The sequence below is a fragment of the Pseudomonas sp. SORGH_AS_0199 genome, assembly GCF_031453735.1.
Taxonomy (GTDB): domain Bacteria; phylum Pseudomonadota; class Gammaproteobacteria; order Pseudomonadales; family Pseudomonadaceae; genus Chryseomonas; species Chryseomonas aestiva.
Map to the genome: position 1 here is coordinate 2,798,545 of NZ_JAVJAE010000001.1, position 21,289 is coordinate 2,819,833.

General features: G+C 66.4%; 15 protein-coding genes and 1 pseudogene. 9 read left to right on the forward strand and 7 right to left on the reverse strand.

Going from position 1 to position 21,289, the window contains the following annotated elements; translation table 11 throughout:
- Window positions 1–114 precede the first annotated feature (114 nt).
- Window positions 115–1,488 (forward strand): glutathione-disulfide reductase, encoded by a 1,374-nt coding sequence (gene gorA, locus QE444_RS13225; protein ID WP_133861816.1) that lies wholly within the window; start codon window positions 115–117, stop codon window positions 1,486–1,488.
- A 24-nt stretch (window positions 1,489–1,512) separates the two neighbouring features.
- Here the strand turns inward: gorA and QE444_RS13230 are convergent, their stop codons facing one another.
- Window positions 1,513–2,523 carry a bile acid:sodium symporter family protein gene (locus tag QE444_RS13230; RefSeq protein ID WP_280307285.1) on the reverse strand — a complete coding sequence of 337 codons (1,011 nt, stop codon included), beginning with the start codon at window positions 2,521–2,523 and terminating at the stop codon, window positions 1,513–1,515.
- A gap of 76 nt (window positions 2,524–2,599) precedes the next feature.
- On the opposite strand from QE444_RS13230, the gene QE444_RS13235 reads away from it, so the two are divergent.
- Window positions 2,600–3,394 carry a helix-turn-helix domain-containing protein gene (locus tag QE444_RS13235; protein ID WP_133861814.1) on the forward strand — a complete coding sequence of 265 codons (795 nt, stop codon included), beginning with the start codon at window positions 2,600–2,602 and terminating at the stop codon, window positions 3,392–3,394.
- 3 nt (window positions 3,395–3,397) lie between these two features.
- Here the strand turns inward: QE444_RS13235 and QE444_RS13240 are convergent, their stop codons facing one another.
- From QE444_RS13240 to QE444_RS13265, 6 genes are all read right to left on the reverse strand, one after another.
- Entirely contained in the window at window positions 3,398–4,054 is a 657-nt protein-coding gene (locus tag QE444_RS13240) for a glycosyltransferase family 2 protein (protein ID WP_133861813.1), read from the reverse strand.
- Window positions 4,051–4,638 (reverse strand): class I SAM-dependent methyltransferase, encoded by a 588-nt coding sequence (locus QE444_RS13245; protein ID WP_405046424.1) that lies wholly within the window; start codon window positions 4,636–4,638, stop codon window positions 4,051–4,053. The genes QE444_RS13240 and QE444_RS13245 overlap by 4 nt, the downstream gene beginning before the upstream one ends.
- A gap of 8 nt (window positions 4,639–4,646) precedes the next feature.
- On the reverse strand, window positions 4,647–5,408 hold the full coding sequence (locus tag QE444_RS13250; RefSeq protein WP_280307287.1) for a PIG-L deacetylase family protein: 762 nt from the start codon (window positions 5,406–5,408) through the stop codon (window positions 4,647–4,649).
- The gene (locus QE444_RS13255; protein WP_405046470.1) at window positions 5,396–6,406 is read right to left on the reverse strand and encodes an acyl-CoA dehydrogenase; all 1,011 of its coding nucleotides are present in this window, start codon (window positions 6,404–6,406) and stop codon (window positions 5,396–5,398) included. Before QE444_RS13255 ends, QE444_RS13250 begins: the two co-directional genes overlap by 13 nt.
- 117 nt (window positions 6,407–6,523) lie before the next feature.
- Window positions 6,524–9,088, reverse strand: a complete 2,565-nt coding sequence (gene ligD / locus QE444_RS13260; RefSeq protein ID WP_309739009.1) for a DNA ligase D — start codon at window positions 9,086–9,088, stop codon at window positions 6,524–6,526.
- A gap of 11 nt (window positions 9,089–9,099) precedes the next feature.
- On the reverse strand, window positions 9,100–9,975 hold the full coding sequence (locus QE444_RS13265) for a Ku protein (RefSeq protein ID WP_309739011.1): 876 nt from the start codon (window positions 9,973–9,975) through the stop codon (window positions 9,100–9,102).
- A 142-nt stretch (window positions 9,976–10,117) separates the two neighbouring features.
- On the opposite strand from QE444_RS13265, the gene QE444_RS13270 reads away from it, so the two are divergent.
- From QE444_RS13270 to glgB, 7 genes and pseudogenes are all read left to right on the forward strand, one after another.
- Complete coding sequence (locus QE444_RS13270; protein WP_187979182.1) at window positions 10,118–11,107, forward strand: XdhC family protein; 990 nt, start codon at window positions 10,118–10,120, stop codon at window positions 11,105–11,107.
- Between the two features lie 2 nt (window positions 11,108–11,109).
- Window positions 11,110–11,592: pseudogene (locus QE444_RS13275) on the forward strand (NTP transferase domain-containing protein); the annotation flags it as partial.
- A 165-nt stretch (window positions 11,593–11,757) separates the two neighbouring features.
- Entirely contained in the window at window positions 11,758–12,267 is a 510-nt protein-coding gene (locus QE444_RS13280; protein ID WP_309741985.1) for a CinA family protein, read from the forward strand.
- The gene (gene nadE, locus QE444_RS13285) at window positions 12,264–13,094 is read left to right on the forward strand and encodes an ammonia-dependent NAD(+) synthetase (protein WP_309739013.1); all 831 of its coding nucleotides are present in this window, start codon (window positions 12,264–12,266) and stop codon (window positions 13,092–13,094) included. Before QE444_RS13280 ends, nadE begins: the two co-directional genes overlap by 4 nt.
- A gap of 456 nt (window positions 13,095–13,550) precedes the next feature.
- Entirely contained in the window at window positions 13,551–15,554 is a 2,004-nt protein-coding gene (locus QE444_RS13290; protein ID WP_309739015.1) for an alpha-1,4-glucan--maltose-1-phosphate maltosyltransferase, read from the forward strand.
- A 137-nt stretch (window positions 15,555–15,691) separates the two neighbouring features.
- A complete protein-coding gene (treS, locus tag QE444_RS13295) occupies window positions 15,692–19,021 on the forward strand; it encodes a maltose alpha-D-glucosyltransferase (protein WP_133861804.1) in 3,330 nt (1,109 codons plus the stop codon).
- Entirely contained in the window at window positions 19,018–21,237 is a 2,220-nt protein-coding gene (gene glgB, locus QE444_RS13300; protein ID WP_309739019.1) for a 1,4-alpha-glucan branching protein GlgB, read from the forward strand. The genes treS and glgB overlap by 4 nt, the downstream gene beginning before the upstream one ends.
- Window positions 21,238–21,289 lie beyond the last annotated feature (52 nt).

The following is a 21,289-nucleotide window of genomic DNA, read 5'->3' on the forward strand; positions in this document are numbered from 1 at the left end:
CTGGACCAGGCCACCTGCGGGTGGCCTTGTCGTTTCTGGCGGTTGGCCATCCGCGCCGCTGTCCGGGGTGGCCTTGCGTTATGCTGGCGCCAGCAGCTGCAGAGAGAGAGCTCCATGACGACCTTTGATTTCGACCTCTTCGTGATAGGCGCCGGTTCGGGCGGCGTGCGCGCGGCGCGTTTCGCCGCCGACTTCGGGGCCCGGGTGGCAGTCGCGGAAAGCCGCTACCTCGGCGGCACCTGCGTCAACGTGGGCTGCATGCCCAAGAAATACTTCATCTACGGTGCCTCCTTTCGTGACGAATTCCGCCAGGCCCGTGGCTATGGCTGGGACGCCGAGGTCCCGGCCTTCGACTGGAATACCCTGGTCGCCAGCAAGGACCACGAGATCCGCCGGCTGAACGGCATCTACCGGGCCTTGCTGGTCAACAGCGGGGTTACCCTGCTGGAAGCCCATGCCCGCATCCTCGATCCCCATACCGTCGAGGTTGAAGGCCAGCGCTATCGCTGCGAACGCATCCTCATCGCCACGGGTGGCTGGCCGGACGTGCCGGACTTCCCCGGGCGTGAGCACGCCATCACCTCCAACGAGGCCTTCTACCTGCCGGAGCTGCCCAAGCGGGTGGTGGTGGTGGGGGGCGGCTACATCGCCGTGGAATTCGCCTCTATCTTCCAGGGCCTGGGCGCCCGCACCACGCTGCTGTATCGCCGCGAGCTGTTCCTGCGCGGCTTCGACCAGGGCGTGCGCGAGCACCTGCGCGACGAGATGCTCAAACGTGGCCATGACCTGCAGTTCAATGCCGACGTGGCGCGGATCGACAAGGCCGCCGATGGCAGCCTGCAGGTGACGCTCAAGGATGATCGGGTGCTGGAAGCCGATTGCGTGTTCTATGCCACCGGCCGCCGACCGATGCTGGATGACCTGGGGCTGGAAAACACCGGGGTCGCCCTGGATGCGCGGGGCTTCATCGAGGTCGGCGAGACCTTCCAGACCACCGAGCCGTCGATCTACGCCATCGGCGACGTCATCGGCCGGGTGCAACTGACCCCGGTGGCCCTGGCCGAGGGCATGACCCTGGCGCGGCACCTGTTCAATCCGGACAGCTATCGCCCGTTGAACTACGACCTGATCGCCAGTGCGGTCTTCAGCCTGCCCAACCTGGCCAGCATCGGCCTGAGCGAGGAAGAGGCCCGCGAACGTGGCCATCGGTTGAAGATCTTCCAGAGCAGCTTCCGGCCGACCAAGCTCAGCCTGACCGATGTCCAGGAGCGCACCCTGATGAAGCTGGTGGTGGATGCCGACAGCGATCAGGTACTGGGCTGCCACATGGTGGGACCGGATGCCGGCGAGCAGATCCAGTGCCTGGCCATTGCCCTCAAGGCCGGGGCGACCAAGGCTTGCTTCGACGACACCCTGGGCATCCATCCCACGGCTGCGGAAGAGTGGGTCACCATGCGCAAACCGGTTCGCGAGGACGAGGCGCGCTGATCGGGCGCCTCGCCACTGCGGGCATCACTTGGGTAGCGGCGCTACCACGGGTGTGACAGGCACTACCGCCTCACGCTTGGCGTAGCGCTGGGCCAGTATCGCGCAGACCATCAGCTGGATCTGGTGGAACAGCATGATGGGCAGCAGCACCGGCCCCATGGTGCTGCCGGCGAACAGCACCTTGGCCATGGGCACCCCCGTGGCCAGGCTCTTCTTGGAGCCGCAGAAGACCACGGTGATCTCGTCTTCCTTGCTCATGCCCAGCAGCCGCGCGCTGTAGCGCGTGGCCAGCAGCACCAGGGTCAGCAGGGTGGCGCAGATGAACACCAGGCCCACCAGCGACAGGATCGGTGTCTCGCGCCACAGGCCTTCGATCACCGCGGCGCTGAAGGCGGTGTAGACCACCAGCAGGATGGACCCCTGGTCGACGAACTTGAGCTTGCCCTTGTGGCGATCGACCCAGTGGCCGATCACCGGGCGCAGCAGCTGGCCGGCAACAAAGGGCAGCAGCAGCTGGACGCATATCTTGACGATGGCGTCGAGGGTGCTCTGGCCGTCCGAGCCGCCATGGGCGTCGAGCAGCAGCCGTACCAGGAGCGGGGTGAGGAAGATGCCGAGCAGGCTGGACAGCGACGCACTGCAGACCGCCGCCGAGACATTGCCGCGAGCCATGGAGACGAAGGCGATGGACGACTGCACGGTGGCGGGCAGGGCGCACATGAACAGCACGCCAAGATAGAGCTCCGGTGTCACCAGGGGCGCCAGCAGCGGCTGCAGCGCCCAGCCAAGCAGCGGAAAGCTGACGAAAGTAAAGGCGAACACCAGCAGGTGCAGCCGCCAGTGGGTGATGCCGGCCACCAGCGCCTGGCGCGACAGCTTGGCGCCATGCAGGAAGAACAGCAGGCCGATGGCGATGTTGGTCACCACGTTGGCGACCTGGGCAGCGAGGCCCCGGCAGGGCAGCACGCTGGCCAGGATCACCGTGGCAACCAGCAGCAGGGTGAAGTTGTCGGGCATCAGGCGGGGACGAGCCATGGTCTCTCTCGGGTTGTCTGTGGATGGCCTCAAGGCTATCGTCTCCTGACCTAACCGACTAACGCGAAAAGCCCCAATGATGTCGTCAAACGGACAGTCTGCGGTCGAACGTCCCGTTCCCGCACTCGCCCACCTGCCCCGGCGGCTCTATGCCCGCGTCGAGTCCCTGGCGCAACCGGCCTGGACACCCTGGCACCGACATCCCTGGGGGCAACTGTCCTATGCCATCCGGGGGGTGCTCACGGTGACCACCGCCGAGGGCAGCTACGTCGCGCCGCCGCAGCGGGCGGTGTGGATCGCCGCCGATGTGGAGCACCAGGTGCGTTCCTCGCCGCAGGCGGAGATGCGCAGTCTCTATGTGAGCGCCGAGGCAGCGCCCTATGTCGGCGAGCGCTGTCGCGTGGTGGCGGTCAGCCCCCTGATCCGCGAGCTGATCAAGACCTTCAGTGGCTTCGCCCGGGAATATGACGAGGATGGCGCCGAGGGCAGGCTGGTGTCGGTGATGCTCGATCAGCTGCAGGCGGCGCCCGAGGTGGGGTTGTCGCTGCCGGCGCCCCAGGATGGCCGGCTGCGGCTGCTGTGCGAGGCCCTGGCGGCCAATCCGTCGGACGACCGTACCCTGGCGCAATGGTCGGGGGTGCTGGGGGCGTCGGAAAAGACCCTGAGTCGTGCCTTCCTGCGGGATACCGAGCTGACCTTCAGGACCTGGCGCCAGCGGTTGCGGCTGATCAGCGCCCTTGAACGCCTGGAGCAGGGCGCCGCGGTGACCGAGGTGGCGCTGGATTGCGGCTACAACTCGCCATCGGCCTTCATCGCGGCCTTTCGCCGCCAGTTCGGCGCGACGCCCGGGGCCTTCGCCCTGGGCGTCTAACCGTCAGGCGGTGGCGCCGAGCAGGCTCAGGTAGTCACCGAAGCCGCCGCGAGCCCGGCAGTCCAGCCGTGAGCTGGTGCGCACCCGCACGCTGTTGCTCCAGGCGATACGCGCGCCCTGGGTCTTGAGCGCGGTGACCAGGGTGACGTCCTCGTCCACGGTCATGGAGGGAAAGCCCCCGGCGCGCAGGTAGGCCGCCGCCGAGATGCCAAAGTTGGCGCCGTGGATGTGCTGATGGCCTTCACGATCGTGATAGGCCGCCTCATAGCGCGCTCTCAGACCGGGGGAATGCGGGGCCCAGTCGTCCACCTCGACCACACCGCAGACGGCATCGGCGCCGTAGGCGAGTTGGGCGGCAAACCAGTCCGGCGCCACCTCGGAGTCGGCATCGGTGCAGGCCAGCCAGCGCGCGCCCCGCTGGATCAGGTGGGCCGCGCCGGTCGCCCGGGTCAGGCCGACGTTGCAGGCCCAGACCTCCAGTGCGGTTACCGGCAGGCGACGAACGATGTCGGCGGTGCCGTCGGTGCAGCTGTCCAGCACGATGACGATCTCGACGGTCTCACCCAGCAGGGCCGGATGCCGCGCGGCGCGCAGCACCGATTGCAGACAGCGTTCGACGTGTTGCTCTTCGTTATGAGCGGGTATCACGGCACCTATCATAGAAGCTGCTCCCGGCGGGCGACGGAGGTGGGATCGGAAGACCAGAGGGTGAGGACGAAATCGGCTTCTTCGAGCTGGCTCAGGCGATGCAGGCCGGGCAGGGCGGCCATGCGTGCGTGGACCTGGTCGCCGGTCAGGGCGCAGCCGTCGATGGGGTGGCGCCAGTGGCAGCCGAGCAGCACCCCGCCGGGCAACAGGGCGCTGTGGGCGCGATCCAGCAGGGCATCCAGGCCGCGCTCACCGAGGTAGTAGCCGATCTCGCTGATGACGATGAGATCGAAGGCGCCCGCGGGCCAGGCGTCCGGCAAAAGCGCGTGCCGTACCTCGACGTGGGGCTGGTCGGCCAGGCGCTCGCTGGCAGTGGCGACCGCCGAGGCATTGCCGTCGCTGACCAGCAGCCGTTCGCAGCGTTCGGCCAGGCGCCGGGACAGTTCACCGGTGGAGCAGCCTGGCTCATAGCCGTGCGTGTAGCGGCGATGCGGCAGCACGGCCAGGGTCAGATCGCGCTTGCGCGCCTCGTACCAGCGATGGCGGTAGTCCCAGGGGTCTTCGCTGTTGGCGTAGAGCGAGTCGAAATAGCTCATGGAGACAGTCACGTCAGATAGACCTCCCAGGCACGGGTAAGACGGGCAACCACCGCAGGCGGCAGGATCGGCCCCTGTCCCGTGCTGGCGTCCTCGGTCAGCTGACTGCCAAAGGCGCTGACCGCACGCTTCTTCAGCGCGAGGACATCTTCTTCCAGATCCAGGCGCCGCGCCCGGTCCCAGGGCACGCGCGGATCACCGGGGGCGGCCCAGTGCCAGGTCCAGACCGGCACCTCGATGCAGCGAGCCCCGCGCAAACGGCAGGCTTCCACCGCCGCACGCCCGGTCGCCTCGTGATCGGGATGGCCATCCAGCCGCCAGGTGGCGAAGACCACGTCCTCGGGAGTGATGAACTCCAGCAGGCGCTGTTGCAGGGCGTCTTCCTGCTCGCTGACCTGACCGTCCGGGATCGCCAGGCGCGTCACGGTGGCGCGTTCCAGACGCAGCCGGCGCAGGGCTTCGCGGGTTTCCAGCGGGCGGGTATTGCGCAGGCGGCTGGCGGGCCAGAGGGTGGACTGCGGATGGCTGCCATCGCCATCGGTGACCGCCACCAGCGCCAAGCGGCGCCCCAGTTCGCCCAGCAGGCAGAGCAGGCCGCCGCAACCGAGAATTTCGTCGTCCGGGTGAGGGGCGACCACCACGGCGCGATGTCCCGGCGGAACCAGTTGCGCGGCTTCGATGGCCGGCATCTCGCCAAAGCCTGACCACTGCAGCCACGCCTCGGGCGGGGTGCCGAGTCCTTGAATCTGACGATCGCCTACAGTTGCCAAGGGGCACCCTCCAGCAGATTGAGGTCACCCAGTACCGCCAGATCACGTTCGGCGTGACTCTGGCGCAGGTAGACGGGAAGGTCCGCCATGTGGCGGGCGCAATAGGCGTCACGGCACAGCGGCGCGGCGCCGAAGGCGCGGCCGGTATGGCGGATGACGATTTCGGCGCACTGCTCGACCAGGGCCCGCAACTGGCAGACGGGATAGCGGGCGTCCGCCTCGGGATTGAGGTCGATCCAGTGGGCGGCCTGGCGCAAGGCCGTGACGGCGCCGAGCAGGGCGGCGTCCACGTGGCCCAGGTGCGCGAGGGCATGGGGTTCGCGATGACGCTTGCAATGGGCGCGCAGGGTATCCGCCAGGGCGGTGGCTGAGCCATACCAGCAGGCGGCGATGCCGCCGCCGCCATGCCAGAAGCCGGGACGGTGCAGGTACCGACCGGGAGCCCCGACCAGCACGCCGGCGGCGCCATCGAAGAGCACATCGACGCTACCCGTGTGCTGCATGCCGATGGCGCGCCAGCCGTCCTGGGTGACCTCGACGCCGGGTTGCTTCATTTCCACCGCCACCAGCATCGGATGGTCGTCCATCCAGGCGGTGACCAGGGCATGGCTGACCAGGGCGGCGCCGGAGCACCAGGACTTGCGGCCGTGCAGGGTGACCATGCCGTCGGCGCTGTAGCGCACCAGCAGGCGGGCGTCCGGCGGCTCGGCAGCCCAGACGCCCCAGAGGCTTTCAGGCGGTACGTAGCCATCCAGTTCGCTCAGGATGGCCAGGGCATCGGTATGGCCCTCGTACAGCTTGACCAGGCCCAGATCATGATGGGCTACCTGGGCCAAAGCGCGCCAACGATCCAGGGTCTGACCCTGGCCGGGCAAGGGCAGGCGGTCGAGGCCGCGCTGATTGAGAATCTGGAGTCGGTGTTGCAGCAGTGCGGGAGTGACCTCGTCATAGGCCCACTCGTCCAGGGTGTCCTGAAGGCTATCCAGATCGATCGACATCGGCTCCATCCCGTGGCTGGCGACGGCGCTGTCCACGACAGCGCTCGTTAGTGCAGACCACGGGGAGCGATAAGGGGTTTCGCTTGGGCGCTATGCTGGCCGACGGCAGGCGTGTCGCTAGGCCACGCCCAGTCGTTTGCGCCGCGCGGCCGTGAGGCTCTGGCGCACCCCGGCATACCCGGCCCAGGGATCGTCCTTGAGCCCTTCGAGGCGTTGCAGGAGCGAATCGAAGCGCCATTGGTCGCTGCCCTGCAGGTCGGTCAGCTCGTCGCGCGCCACGGGCACCGAAACGCCGAGGTGGGGACGGGCGCGCAGGGAAAAGGCGCTCACCGTGGTGGCGCCATGGCGATTGCGCAGGTAGTCGACGAAGATCTTCCCCTGGCGATTCCGGGCGCCCATCTTGGCAGCGAAGAGCTTGGGCAGGGTGTTGGCCAGGTGCTGGGCGGCCGCCTGGGCGAAGGCCTTGACGGTGTCCCAATCCTGGCGCCGATCCAGGGGCACCACCAAGTGCAGACCGCGGCCGCCGCTGGTCTTGACGAACGCCTGGAGGTCCAGCTCGTCGAGCAGGGTCAGCACCAGCTCCGTCGCTTCCACCATGCGCGACCAGGGCAGGGCGGGATCGGGGTCGAGATCGAGGATGAAGCGGTCGGGGCGATCGATGCGGGCGGCGGTGGCATTCCAGGTATGGAGTTCCACCGTACCCATCTGGGCCGCGCCGATGAGAGCCTCGCGACTGTCGATGACCATCAGCGGTGCATGACCCGGATCCAGCTCGGGCGCCAGTTCGCGGATATGGGGGATCGCCAGGGTCTGTTTGTGCTTCTGGAAAATCTGCTCGCCGGCGATACCCTCGGGCGTACGGACCAGGGCCACGGGCCGCTCGGCCAGGTGCGGCAGGATCCAGTCGGCAACGGCGGCGTAATAGCCGGCCACGTCGAGTTTGCGCGCGCCGCTGGCCTCGTCAATGACGCGCTCGGGGTGGCTGATGCGCACTCCGGCGACGGTAGCCTCCTGCTGTCCGGCACCGGGTTTGCGCCGGGGCGGGGCGTCGGGACCTTCGGCTTCCCGTGCCGGCGCGGCCTGTTCGAGGCCGATGCCCTCGGCGGGCTTGTCGTCACGCAGGCCATGGAAGACGCCCTGACGGACGATGCGATCCTGGGTCAGCTCGGCGTAGGCAATCTCGCACAGCTGCTCGGGCCGCAACCAGGTCACCTCGCGGTAGGCGGCGCCCCTCGGCGGATCCACCACCGGCGGCTGATCGACGATCAGCGGCTGGAATCTGCCGTGCAACTGCTTGAGCAGGGCGGCGGTAAAGCCGGTGCCGACCTTGCCGGCATAGTGCAGCCGGCCCTGGTCATCGTGCAGCGCCACCAGCAGCGCGCCCAGGTGCTGGCGGCCGCCCTTGGGCGGGGTGTAGCCGACGATGACGAATTCCTGGCGATGGGCGCACTTGAGCTTGATCCAGTCCTTGTTGCGCCGGGAGCGATAGGCACTGCCCAGGCGCTTGCCGATCACCCCTTCGAGGCCCAGTTCGCAGGCGCTGGCCAGGATGCGATCGGCCGGTACCTCGAAGGCGGCGGAAAAGCGCAGCAGGTCGCTGTCGTTGCCTTGCTCCAGCAGCTTGCCGAGCAGCTCGCGGCGCTGCTCGACCGGTACCTCGCGCAGATCCGCGCCATTGAGATAGGGCAGGTCGAACAGGTAATAGGCGATGCGGGTCGCCTTGCCGGTCTCGAAGGCATTCTGCAGCGCCTGAAAGCTGGAGATGCCCTGGGCATCGTTGACCACGATCTCGCCGTCCAGCCAGGCGTTTTCCAGGCCAAGGGCCGCCAGGGCCCTGGCCTGCTCGGGCAGACGTTCGGTCCAGTCGTTGCCGCTGCGGGTGAAGAGGCGCACCTCACCGTCCTCGATATGGGCGAGCAGCCGGTAGCCGTCGTATTTCACCTCGTACAGCCAGTCGCCGGCCGGCGGACTGTCGACCAGGGTCGCCAGTTGCGCCTCCAGGGTCTCGGGCAGCTTGGCCTTGCGTGCCTTGGCCTGGCGTGCCGGCGCCTTGGCTGCCTTCGGTTGGCTGGCGGTTTTGCCCTTGGACTTGGCCTTGGGCTGCGCCAGCCGCGGCAGCGTCTTGTCGCTCAGCACGCTGTCGGGTTCGGCCGCGGTCACCTCGTAGTCGGCACTGTCGCGGGCTTCAGCGTCGCGCTCCTTGATCAGCAACCACTGCGGCTTGTCGCCATGGCCCTGCAACCGGGTGCGTACCAGGGTCCAGTGGCCGCGGAGCTTTTCGCCGCGGAGTTCGAACTTGAGCTTGCCAGCGGCATAGGCTTCGGCCGCATCGCCCTCCGCCTGCCACTCGCCGCGGTCCCAGACGATGACATCGCCCGCGCCGTACTGGCCTTCGGGAATGCTGCCTTCGAAGCTGCCGTAGGCGAGCGGATGATCTTCCACCTGTACCGCCAGACGTTTTTCATCGGGATCCAGGCTGGGACCCTTGGGCACCGCCCAGCTCTTCAGGGTGCCGTCCAGCTCCAGACGGAAGTCATAGTGCAGGCGACGGGCATCGTGCTTCTGGATGACGAAACCCAGGGCGCCCCTGGCCTTGCGCCGGCGCGGACTGTCCTCGTCCCGCGGCTCGGCGGTGATGTCGAAGTTGCGCTTGCGGTTATATTCGCTGGACGGGCTGGCCATGGCGGCGGTCCTCACTTGGCCTTGCGGGTACGGCTGGCGGCAGGGCTACGGCGGCTGGTCGAACGACCGGTACCCTTGGACTTGGGCGCCTCCTTGGCCTTGTCCTGCTTGCCGCCCAGGCTGCGGCGCAGCAATTCGGTGAGGTCGATGACGTCGGCACCGCTGTCCTCGGTTTCGGGCTCCTCGGCCACGGCTTCCAGCTTGCCGTCCTTGAGCTTGCGTTCGACCAGGGCCATGACGTTGTCCTTGAAGGTGTCGTGGTACTGCTCCGGATCCCATTGCTCGGTCATCTCGTCCACCAGCCGCTGGGCCATGTCCACTTCCTTCTTGGTGACCTTGGCGTCCAGCCCTTCGAGCCCGACGTCTTCCGCGGAGCGGACCTCGTCGGCCCAGCGCAGGGTGTTGAGCACCAGCGCATCGCCCAGCGGCATGATCACCGCCAGGTGCTGCTTGGAGTGCATCACCAGGTTGGCCACGCCCACCTTGCCGGCGGCGCTCAGGGTGTCGCGGAGCAGGGCATAGACCTTTTCGCCGTTCTTGTCCGGCGCCAGGTAGTAGGGCTTCTCGAAGTGCAGGATGGAGATCTCCCGCGCCTCGACGAAGGTGAGGATGTCGATGGTGCGAGTGGCCTCGGGCAGCGCGTTGTGGATCTCGTCCTCGCTGAGCACCACGTACTTGCCCTTGCCATGTTCGACGCCCTTGACGATGTGTTCGCTGGGCACCTCCTTGCCGGTGGTCTTGTTGATCCGCTTGTAGCCCACCGGATCGAGACTGCGTTCGTCCAGCCAGTCGAAGTCGATGCCCGATTGCCGGGTCGCCGAGACGACCGAAACGGGGATGTGCACCAGGCCGAAGCTGACGGCGCCTTTCCAGATCGAGCGGGGCATGGGCGTTCTCCTCTTGGGTGTCCCTTATGGATAGGCCGGCGATCCATCGGGTTCCGCCCTGGGGAACCCCGCTCCGCTGTTGGGTTCTACCCCCGGAACGACGTTTTTGCCGTCGCAGGTGCAGGGTAGAGAGGAGCAGGGCGTGGACAGTGTCGATCAAGAAGTTTTGCGCAAGACCCTAGCCTGGCGACGGGAGGGACAGGGCGTCAGCCTGTTCACCGTGGTCCAGACCTGGGGCAGTTCGCCCCGGCCGCCGGGCGCCATGCTGGCCCTGCGCGACGATGGCCAGGTCTGTGGCTCCGTGTCCGGTGGCTGCATCGAGGACGATCTGATCGCCCGACTGCACGCCGGCCAGTTCGCCGGGAAGCGCCCGGAGATCATCACCTACGGCGTCTCCGGCGACGAAGCCGCGCGTTTCGGGCTGCCCTGTGGCGGTACCCTGCGTCTGGTCCAGGAGCAGGTCGGTGACTGGCGCTGGGTCGAGCAGTTGCTGCAATGCTGCGACGGCCACGAACTGGCCTTGCGTGAGCTGGACCTGGCGACCGGCGTGGTGCGGATCTCCAGCACCACCCACGATGCGCCGGTCACCCTGGACGAGCAGCGGCTGCGCCTGGTCCATGGACCGCGTTGGCGCCTGCTGCTGATCGGTGCCGGTCAGCTGTCGCTCTATGTCGCCGACATGGCGGCCATGCTCGATTTCGAGGTGCTGGTCTGCGATCCCCGCGAGGAATTCCGTCAGGGCTGGGAGACGCGCCAGGCGCGTTTCATCTCCGGCATGCCGGACGATGCCGTGCTGTCGATCCGCCCGGACGAACGCACCGCGGTGGTAGCCCTGACCCACGATCCGCGCCTGGATGACCTGGCCCTGCTGACGGCGCTGCAGTCCGACGCCTTCTACGTCGGCGCCCTGGGCTCACTGCGCAACAATGATCGGCGGCGGGAGCGGCTGCTGCAGCTGGACCTGCCGGTCGCGGCGATCAATCGCCTGCATGGCCCCATCGGCCTGCATATCGGCAGTCACACCCCACCGGAAATCGCCCTGTCGCTGCTGGCGGAGGTGGTCGCCGTCAAGAACGGCATCGCTCTGACCCAGAAGAAGCGCGCCCTGGTGGCGGTGGAGCAGGTCGCCTAGGGATGGCCCCGGTTCAGGTGCTGATCCTCGCGGCGGGTGCCGGGAGTCGCTTCCGCGCCGCCGGCGGTGGCGACAAGCTGCAGGCCGCCTTGCCCGGACCGGCCGAGCTGACGGTGTTGCAGGCGACCTTTCGACTGTGGCGAGGCCTGGGTCTGCCGTGCCTGGCCGTGGTTTCGGACAGCGCTCCCTGGCGCGCCGAGCTAGCGCAACAGGAAGGCCTGGCAGTGCTGAGCCTGCCCACCACCGGCATGGGCGACAGCCTGGCCGCCGCGGTGCGCGCGACGCCCGGTGCGTCCGGTTGGCTGGTAACCCTGGGCGATATGCCCTTCGTACAGCCCGCGACGGCCCGGCAGTTGCTGGACCTCCATCATCCCGAGCGCATCGTCATCCCGACCTGCCAGGGTAGGCGTGGCCATCCCGTGCTCTTTGGTCGGAATTTTGCCGCTGCGCTGGGCGAACTCGAGGGGGACGAGGGAGCGAAACGGCTCCTGCGCGAGGGTTCGGTGCTAGAGCGGGAAGTCGCGGACGCCGATATCCACCACGACATCGATACGCCCGCCGACCTGGAGAATACCGGGCAGGTAGCCCCAGAACTTCCCCAATTCGCCGCTCTTCCAAGGGAGGAGCACCGCTTTTGGGGACACGCACTCATGAACACCATCGAGTCCATGCTGGACTATCTCAAGACCCGCGAATTGCAACTCACCACGGCCGAATCCTGCACGGCCGGCAAGGTCGTGGGGCTGCTGTCGGAGATACCCGGCAGCGGCGGCTGCATCGAATCGGGTTACGTCGTCTATTCCCCCGAAGCCAAGCAGCGTCTCCTGGGCGTCAGGCCGGAGACCATCGAGCGTCATAACCTCACCAGCGAGGAAGTGGCGCGGGAGATGGCCGCCGGTGCGCTGCGTGACAGTCCGGCTCAGGTGGCCATTGCCAATACCGGGCTGGCCGGGCCCGGCGGAGCGGACGGCATTCCCCAGGGAACCGTCTGCTTCGCCTGGGGCTACCGGGTTGGCGATGACATTGTGCTTTATTCCGAAACCCGGCACTTCCCCGGCGATCGCGAGGCCGTGCAACTGGCGGCGGCCCGTCATAGCCTCGGCGCGGTGGTGCCCTATCATCAACGTCTCGAACGCGAATCAGAGGAGAACGCCCGATGACCGAAGCCCTTCAGCGCGACATCATCCAGGCCCTGCAGGTACCCGAACATTTCGATCCGGCCGCGGAAGCGGAGCGTCGTATCCGGTTCCTCAAGGACTATCTGCTCGGCAGCCGCCAGGAGAGCTATGTGCTGGGCATCAGTGGCGGCGTGGATTCCTCCACCGCGGGTCGACTCGCCCAGCTGGCGGTGGAACGGGCGCGCGAGGAGAGTGGCAATGCCCGCCTGAGATTCATTGCCATGCGGCTGCCCTATGGCGTGCAGCGCGATGAGGCGGATGCCCAGCGCGCCCTGCAATTCATCCAGCCCGACGAGACCCATACCGTCAATATCAAGCCCGCCAGCGACGCCATGCTCGCCTCGGTGCGCGAGGCCCGGGTGGCCTTCGATGACGAACTCCATGAAGACTTTACCCTGGGCAACATCAAGGCGCGCCAGCGCATGATCGCCCAGTACGCCGTAGCCGGCGCACGTCGGGGCCTGGTGATAGGCACCGATCATGCGGCGGAAGCGCTGATGGGCTTCTATACCAAGTTCGGCGATGGCGCCTGTGACCTGACTCCTTTGCACGGGCTCAACAAGCGGCGGGTAAGGGCGGTGGCCGAGTGGCTAGGCGCACCGAACGAATTGGTGCACAAGGTGCCGACCGCCGATCTGGAATCCCTGTCGCCTGGCAAGGCCGATGAAGATGCCTTCGGCATCACCTATGCCGAGATCGACGATTTCCTGGAAGGCAAGGCAGTAAGCCCGGCGACCCTGGAGATCATTCTCAATACCTACCGGCGTAGCGCCCACAAGCGCGATCTGCCCTATACGCCTTTCCATTGAAATCATAGGGTTGCGAGTACTTATTTAGGTGATTTCCCGAATAGTAGCCCTAGTACGATTGCCATCCCGGTGTGTGCTGCGCTGCTATTCGACTAACTCCAGGGCGTTCGGTGTTGGGTTAGATATCGCTTCATATATTTGACCTAAGCGGATGATGTTTAAGGATTTTTACTGATTTTCTGCGCCTGCCGGTCATTGAGATTTGGCTGAACTTTTGCGCGCCGTCGGTGCTCAGACTCTTTCAGACACACCCGCGTGAGTGCTTCCGGTTGCAGTAGAGTCGCGGCTGTCTGGAGCGGCGTCCTCATGGACGTCGCTGCGGGTTACCGACTCCCTTCAGGGGTTCGGCCAGCCGGGCCTCTTTGGCGGTAAGCCAAGCAGTAGCGGGTTCATGACCAAGGTCGCAGCGCTAGCGCGTTGCGGCCTTTCACGCGTCCCAAGATGGAGTCAGGCTCGATGTCGAACACCGATCTCCCCGGTTCTTTTTCCACCCTTTCCCTTGATCCCGCTACCGCTGCCCAGACCCCGCGCATCGCCATAGAGGCGGTCACGCCGGCCGTGGACAATGGCCAGTTTCCCGCCAAGGGCATCGCCGGGCGGGTGGTCGAAGTGACCGCCAAGATCTTCGCCGATGGCCACGACAAGCTGGCTGCCAGTGTGCTCTGGCGTCAGGAGGGCGAAGAGAACTGGCAACAGACCCCGCTGACGCTCGAGACCAATGACCTCTGGCGTGGACGCTTCACGCCGCCAGCCGTGGGCCGCTATGAATTCGTGGTCCAGGCCTGGTGGGATGTCTGGGGCACCTACCGCTACGAGATCGAGAAGAAGTACGCCGCGGGCGTCGGGCTGAACTTGGAATTGCAGGAAGGCCGTCTCCACGTCGAGCAGGCGCTGTCCCGCGCCGAAGGCGAGCAGCGCGGCCCGCTCGAGGCTCTGCTGCAGCGCCTGGACCAGGCCGGTAGCGAAGGTGACAAGGTCGCCGTGCTGCTGGCGGGCGAGGCGAGCCAGGCCATGACCCCGGTGGACGCCTATGCCCACCTGACCCATAGCATCGAATATCCGCTGGACATCGAGCGCCTGCGCGCCGAATTCGCCAGCTGGTACGAACTCTTTCCCCGTTCCATCACCGATGATCCCCATCGCCATGGCACCTTCCGCAACGTGATCGGCGAATTGCCGCGCGTGCGCGACATGGGCTTCGATGTGCTGTACTTCCCGCCGATCCACCCGATCGGCCTGGCCCATCGCAAGGGCAAGAACAACACCCTGGGCGCCGGCGCCGATCAGCCGGGCAGCCCCTATGCCATCGGCAGCCCGGACGGTGGTCACGATGCCGTGCATCCCGAGCTGGGTACCCTGGACGACTTCCGTGCCCTGGTGGCCGCCGCCGCCGATCACGGCCTGGAGATCGCCCTGGACTTCGCCATCCAGTGCTCGCCCGACCATCCGTGGCTCAAGGAGCATCCGGGCTGGTTCTCCTGGCGCCCGGACGGCTCCATGCGCTACGCGGAGAATCCGCCGAAGAAGTACCAGGACATCGTCAACGTGGACTTCTATGCCCAGGACGCCGTGCCGGACCTGTGGCTGGCGTTGCGTGATGTGGTCTGGCACTGGGTGGAGCAGGGCGTGAAGATCTTCCGCGTCGACAACCCCCACACCAAGCCGCTGCCCTTCTGGGAGTGGCTGATCGCCGATATCCGCGGCCGCGACGCCGACGTCATGTTCCTCGCCGAGGCCTTCACCAAGCCGGCGATGATGGCGCGCCTGGGCAAGGTGGGCTACAGCCAGAGCTACACCTACTTCACCTGGCGTAACACCAAGGCCGAGCTGACCGAGTATTTCACCGAGCTCAACGAAGCGCCCCTGCGCGACTGCTACCGGCCGAATTTCTTCGTCAACACGCCGGACATCAACCCGGCCTTCCTGCAGACCAGTGGCCGCCCCGGTTTCCTGATCCGCGCGGCACTGGCCACCATGGGCTCCGGCCTCTGGGGCATGTACGCAGGCTTCGAGCTCTGCGAGGGCGCGCCGCTCACGCCGGGCAAGGAGGAGTACCTGGATTCGGAGAAATACGAGCTGCGGCCGCGCGACTTCTATGCGCCGGGCAACATCATGGGCGAGATCGCCCAGCTCAATCGCATCCGCCGGCAGAACCCCGCGCTGCAAACCCATCTGGGCCTGAAGGCCTATACCTGCTGGAACGACCAGATCCTCTACTTCGGCAAGCGCACCGACGATCTGGGCAACTTCATCCTGGTGGCGATCAACCTGGATCCCTTCAATGCCCAGGAGGGCCACTTCGAATTGCCGCTGTGGGAGCTGGGCCTCGACGATCACGCCACCACCTACGGCGAAGACCTGATGACCGGGCACCGCTGGGCCTGGCACGGCAAGACTCAGTGGACACGGCTGGAGCCGTCGATGCCCTTCGGCATCTGGCGCATCCAGGCGGGTCACTAGCGATACCTCGGGCGGCGCGCGTCAGGCTGCTCGGGGACAGCTCCCCGAGTGCCTGGTTCCTGCCGTCATCATCGCCGGACGGCCTGGACGACCGGTGCACGCATACGCTTCAGACGCCCTGTTAAGGACCTGACGACATGGCAAAACCCAATAAAGCTCGCTCCCGCAAACCCGCCGCCTTCATCGACGACCCGCTCTGGTACAAGGATGCGATCATCTACCAGGTGCACGTGAAGTCGTTCTTCGACTCCAACAACGATGGCATCGGCGACTTCCCCGGCCTGATCGACAAGCTGGACTACATCGCCAGCCTGGGCGTCAACACCATCTGGCTGCTGCCTTTCTACCCTTCGCCGCGGCGCGACGACGGCTACGACATCGCCGAGTACCGCGGGATCCATCCCGACTACGGCACCATGGCCGATGCCAAGCGTTTCATCGCCGAGGCCCATGCCCGTGGCCTGCGGGTGATCACCGAGCTGGTCATCAACCACACTTCCGACCAGCACCCCTGGTTCCAGCGCGCCCGGCGCGCCAAGAAGGGCTCGGCGGCGCGCAACTTCTACGTCTGGTCCGACGACGACCAGAAGTACGATGGCACCCGCATCATCTTTCTCGACACCGAGAAGTCCAACTGGACCTGGGACCCGGTCGCCGGCCAGTACTTCTGGCACCGCTTCTATTCCCACCAGCCGGACCTCAACTTCGACAATCCCCAGGTCATGAAGGCTGTCATCTCGATCATGAGGTACTGGCTGGATCTGGGTGTCGACGGCCTGCGCCTGGACGCCATTCCCTATCTGGTGGAGCGCGACGGTACCAACAACGAGAACCTTCCCGAGACCCACGTGGTGCTCAAGGAGATTCGCGCCGAGATCGACGCCAACTATCCCGACCGCATGCTGCTGGCCGAGGCCAACCAGTGGCCGGAAGACACCCAGCTGTATTTCGGCGATGGCGACGAATGCCACATGGCCTTCCACTTTCCGCTGATGCCGCGCATGTACATGGCCATCGCCCAGGAAGACCGCTTCCCCATCACCGATATCCTGCGCCAGACGCCGGAGATCCCGGCCAACTGCCAGTGGTCGATCTTCCTGCGCAACCATGATGAACTGACCCTGGAGATGGTGACCGACCGCGAGCGGGACTATCTCTGGAACTACTACGCCTCGGATCGCCGTGCGCGCATCAACCTCGGCATCCGTCGCCGCCTGGCGCCCCTGCTGGAACGCGATCGCCGGCGTATCGAGCTGCTCAACAGCCTGCTGCTGTCGATGCCCGGTACCCCGACGATGTATTACGGCGACGAAATCGGCATGGGTGACAACATCCACCTGGGCGATCGCGATGGCGTGCGGACGCCGATGCAGTGGTCGGTCGACCGCAACGGCGGCTTCTCCCGGGCCGACCCGGCCAGCCTGGTGCTGCCCTCGATCATGGACCCGCTCTACGGCTACCAGGCGATCAACGTCGAGGCCCAGTCGCGCGATCCCCATTCGCTGCTCAACTGGACGCGGCGCATGCTGGCCGTGCGCAAGCAGCAGAAGGCCTTCGGTCGCGGCACCCTGAAGATGCTGTCGCCTACCAACAGACGCATCCTGGCCTACCTGCGCGACTTCACCAATGCCCAGGGCGAGCACGAGACCATCCTCTGCGTGGCCAACGTCTCCCGCGCTGCCCAGGCGGTAGAACTGGACCTGTCCAGCTTCGCCGGCCAGGTACCGGTGGAAATGATCGGTGGCAGCGCCTTCCCGCCCATCGGCCAGCTGCCCTACATGCTGACCCTGCCGCCCTATGGCTTCTACTGGTTCTACCTGGCCGGCAACGAGCAGATGCCCGCCTGGCACACCGAGCCGCCGGCACCGATGCCCGACTACCAGACGGTGGTCATCAAGCGCAATCTGCAGGAACTGCTGGACGGCGAGCCGCGCCGCATCTTCGAAGAGGTGCTGCCGGTCTATCTGCCCAAGCGTCGCTGGTTCGGTTCCAAGGACGAGGCCATCACTGGTGTGCGGCTGGACTATGCCGTGCAGATCAACACGCCCAAACTGCCGGTGATGTTCAGCGAGGTGGTGGTGACCAATGCCAAGGGTGAAGAACGCTATGCCTTGCCCCTGGGCTTCCTTGCCGAGGAGGACCAGCATTGCAGCCCGCTGGCCACCCAGCTGGCGCTTTCCCGCATCCGTCACGTGCGGCGAGTGGGCCTGGTGACCGACGCCTTCGCCCTGACCAGCTTCGTGCACGGCGTCTTCGATGCCTTCCGCAAGGGTGCCAGGCTGGCGTCCCCTGCCGGGGACCTGAGTTTCGAGGTCTACGACCAGGCTGAGGACTTCGCACTGGATCCGGACATCGAGATCAAGCACCTGGGCGTCGAGCAGTCCAACAGTTCGCTGATCGTCGGCGACCACCTGATGCTCAAACTGATCCGCAAGGTGGCGCCGGGTATCCACCCGGAAGTGGAGATGGGACGCTACCTGGCCCAGGCCGGGTTCGCCAACATCGCCGCGACCCATGCCGTCGCCCAGCGCATCGCGGCGGACGGCACGCCGCACGTGCTGATGCTGGTCCAGCAGCACATCCACAACCAGGGTGATGCCTGGACCTGGAGCCTCGACGGTCTGGATCGCGTCACCCGTGACCTGCTCAGCGGCGGCATCTCCGACGTGGAGAACGAATTCACCGCCATGGGCGATCTGACGGCCTTCGCCGGCGTGCTGGGCAAGCGTCTGGGCGAGATGCATCTCGTGCTGGCGCAGCCCACCGAGGATGCGGCCTTCGCTCCCGAAACCGTGGACGCCCAGGCGGCCAAGGACCTGGCGCATCGCGTTCGCCTCCAGGTGGACAACGCCCTGGATACCCTGCAGGGCATGGGCGATCAGCTCGACGCCACTGGCAAGTCCCTGCTGCAGGGCCTGGTCGGCAAGCGCGAAGCCCTGGCCAAGCGCATCGAGGCCCTGGCGGCCGATGTCGAGGGCGGTCTGCGTATCCGCGTCCACGGCGATCTGCACCTGGGTCAGGTGCTGGTGGCCCAGGACGACGCCATCCTCATCGACTTCGAAGGCGAGCCGGCACGGTCGTTGGAAGAACGTCGCGGCAAGTACGGTCCGCACAAGGACGTCGCCGGGGTACTGCGCTCCTTCGACTACGCGGCGGCCATGGTCACCCAGTCGAGCAACGCCGGCGCGGATACCTCGGAAGAGCACCTGCAATTGCGTGCCAAGGCAGCAGAGACCTATCGCAACGCTTCCTACGCGGCCTTCCTCGAAGGCTATCGCGCTGCGGCGGCCGACATCGGCCACCAGTGGAGCGAGCGGGGCGAGCAGGCGGCGCTGGATCTCTACAGCCTGGAGAAGGCGGTCTATGAGATAGGCTACGAGGCTGCCAACCGACCCACCTGGATCAACATCCCGCTACGGGGCGTTGCCGCCATCGTCGAGACCCTTTTGTCCGGAGCCCGCGCATGACCGATCACAACACCGTTCCTGTCGCTCCGCTGGACGACCTCCGGCTCTCGGCTGCCGAGGCCGAGTCCCTGGCCCGTGGCGAGCACGGCAATCCCTTCGCCGTGCTCGGTCCCCATCCCGATGGCGAGGGCCTGATCGTCCGCGCCTTCCTGCCCAATGCCCTGGGCGCAGAGCTGGTCGATCGCGTCAGCGGTCGGTCGCTGGCCCAGATGCAACCCGGGCGGGTGCCCGGGCTGTTCGTCGCGCGGCTCTACTACGCCGCGCCCTACAAGCTGGTCATCCGCTGGCCCAGCGGCGTGCAGGAGACCGAGGATCCCTATTCCTTCGGGCTGCTGCTGGGAGAAACCGACCTCTACCTGTTCAACGAAGGCCGCCACCGCAATCTCGGCGAGACCTTTGGCGCCCAGCGCTGCCAGGTCGACGGCGTGGAGGGCGTGCGCTTCGCGGTCTGGGCGCCCAATGCCCGGCGCGTCTCGGTGGTCGGCGACTTCAACAGCTGGGACGGGCGCCGTCTGCCCATGCGCCTGCGCGCCAACAGCGGTGTCTGGGAGCTCTTCGTGCCGCGTCTGCCGGTGGGCACGGCCTACAAGTACGAGATTCTCGGCCAGCACGGCGTGTTGCCGCTCAAGGCCGATCCCATCGCCCTGGCCGCGGAATTGCCGCCGCGCACCGCCTCGGTGGTGGCCGACAACAAGCCCTTCACCTGGCACGACCAGGACTGGATGGCTCGCCGTCGCGAGCTGCAGGGTGTGGAAGCGCCCATCTCGGTCTACGAACTGCACGCCGGGTCCTGGCGCCGTGAAGGCGGTGACGAGGGGCGCCAGTACAACTGGCGCGAACTGGCCGAGCGCCTGATTCCCTACATCCGCGAGATGGGCTTCACCCATATCGAACTGTTGCCGATCATGGAGCATCCCTTCAGCGGCTCCTGGGGCTACCAGCCCCTGGGCCAGTTCGCGCCTACCTCGCGCTTCGGCACCCCGGCGGATTTCGCCGCCTTCGTTGACGCCTGCCACCAGGCCGACATCGGCGTCATTCTCGACTGGGTACCGGCGCATTTCCCGACCGACGAACACGGCCTGGCCCGCTTCGATGGCACCGCGCTGTACGAATACGAGCACCCCTACGAGGGCTTCCACCAGGATTGGAACACCTACATCTACAACCTGGGGCGCCATGAGGTGCACGGCTTCATGCTGGCGTCGGCCATGCACTGGCTCAAGCACTTCCATATCGATGGTCTGCGCGTGGATGCCGTGGCCTCCATGCTCTACCGCGACTACTCGCGCAAGCACGGCGAGTGGATCCCCAACATCCATGGTGGTCGCGAGAACCTGGAAACCATCGCCTTCCTGCGTCATCTCAACGAGGTGGTCCACGAGGAAGCGCCGGGTGCCCTGGTGATCGCCGAGGAATCCACCTCCTGGCCGGGCGTCAGTGCGCCGGTCAGCGAAGGCGGCCTGGGTTTCGACTTCAAGTGGAACATGGGCTGGATGAACGACACCCTGCACTATGTGGAAGAGGATCCGGTCTATCGCCAGTACCATCACCACCAGATGACCTTCGGCCTGGTGTATGCCTGGTCAGAGCGTTTCATGCTGCCCATCTCCCACGACGAGGTGGTGCACGGCAAGGGCTCGATGATCGAGAAGATGCCGGGCGACGTCTGGCAGAAATTTGCCAATCTGCGCACCTACCTGAGCTTCATGTGGACCCATCCGGGCAAGAAGCTGCTGTTCATGGGCTGCGAATTCGGCCAATGGCGCGAGTGGAGTCATGATCGCGAGCTGGACTGGTTCCTGCTGGAGCACGGTACCCACCGGGGCGTGCAGCAGCTGCTGGCCGATCTCAACCAGCTCTATCGTCACGAACCGGCCCTGCACGAGCGCGATCACCTGCCCGAAGGCTTCGACTGGGTGGTCGGCGACGACAATGGCAACAGCGTCTTCGCCTGGCTGCGCAAGGACGCCCAGCAGCGACCGCTGCTGGTAGTCGCCAACTTCACTCCGGTACCGCGTCACGACTACCGGGTGGGCGTGCCGTCGCTGGGCCATTGGCAGGAGATCTTCAACAGCGATGCCGAGCGCTACGGTGGTTCCAACCTGGGCAACGGCGGCGGGGTAACGGCCGAGGAAATCGGCGCCCATGGCCAGCCGGCCTCGCTGAATCTGCAAGTGCCGCCGCTGGGTCTGCTGGTGTTCAAGCCGCAGGGCTGATCCGGGAGCGCCCCATCAGGGGCGCGTTCCGCTGACAGGCATCCCCGTTCTG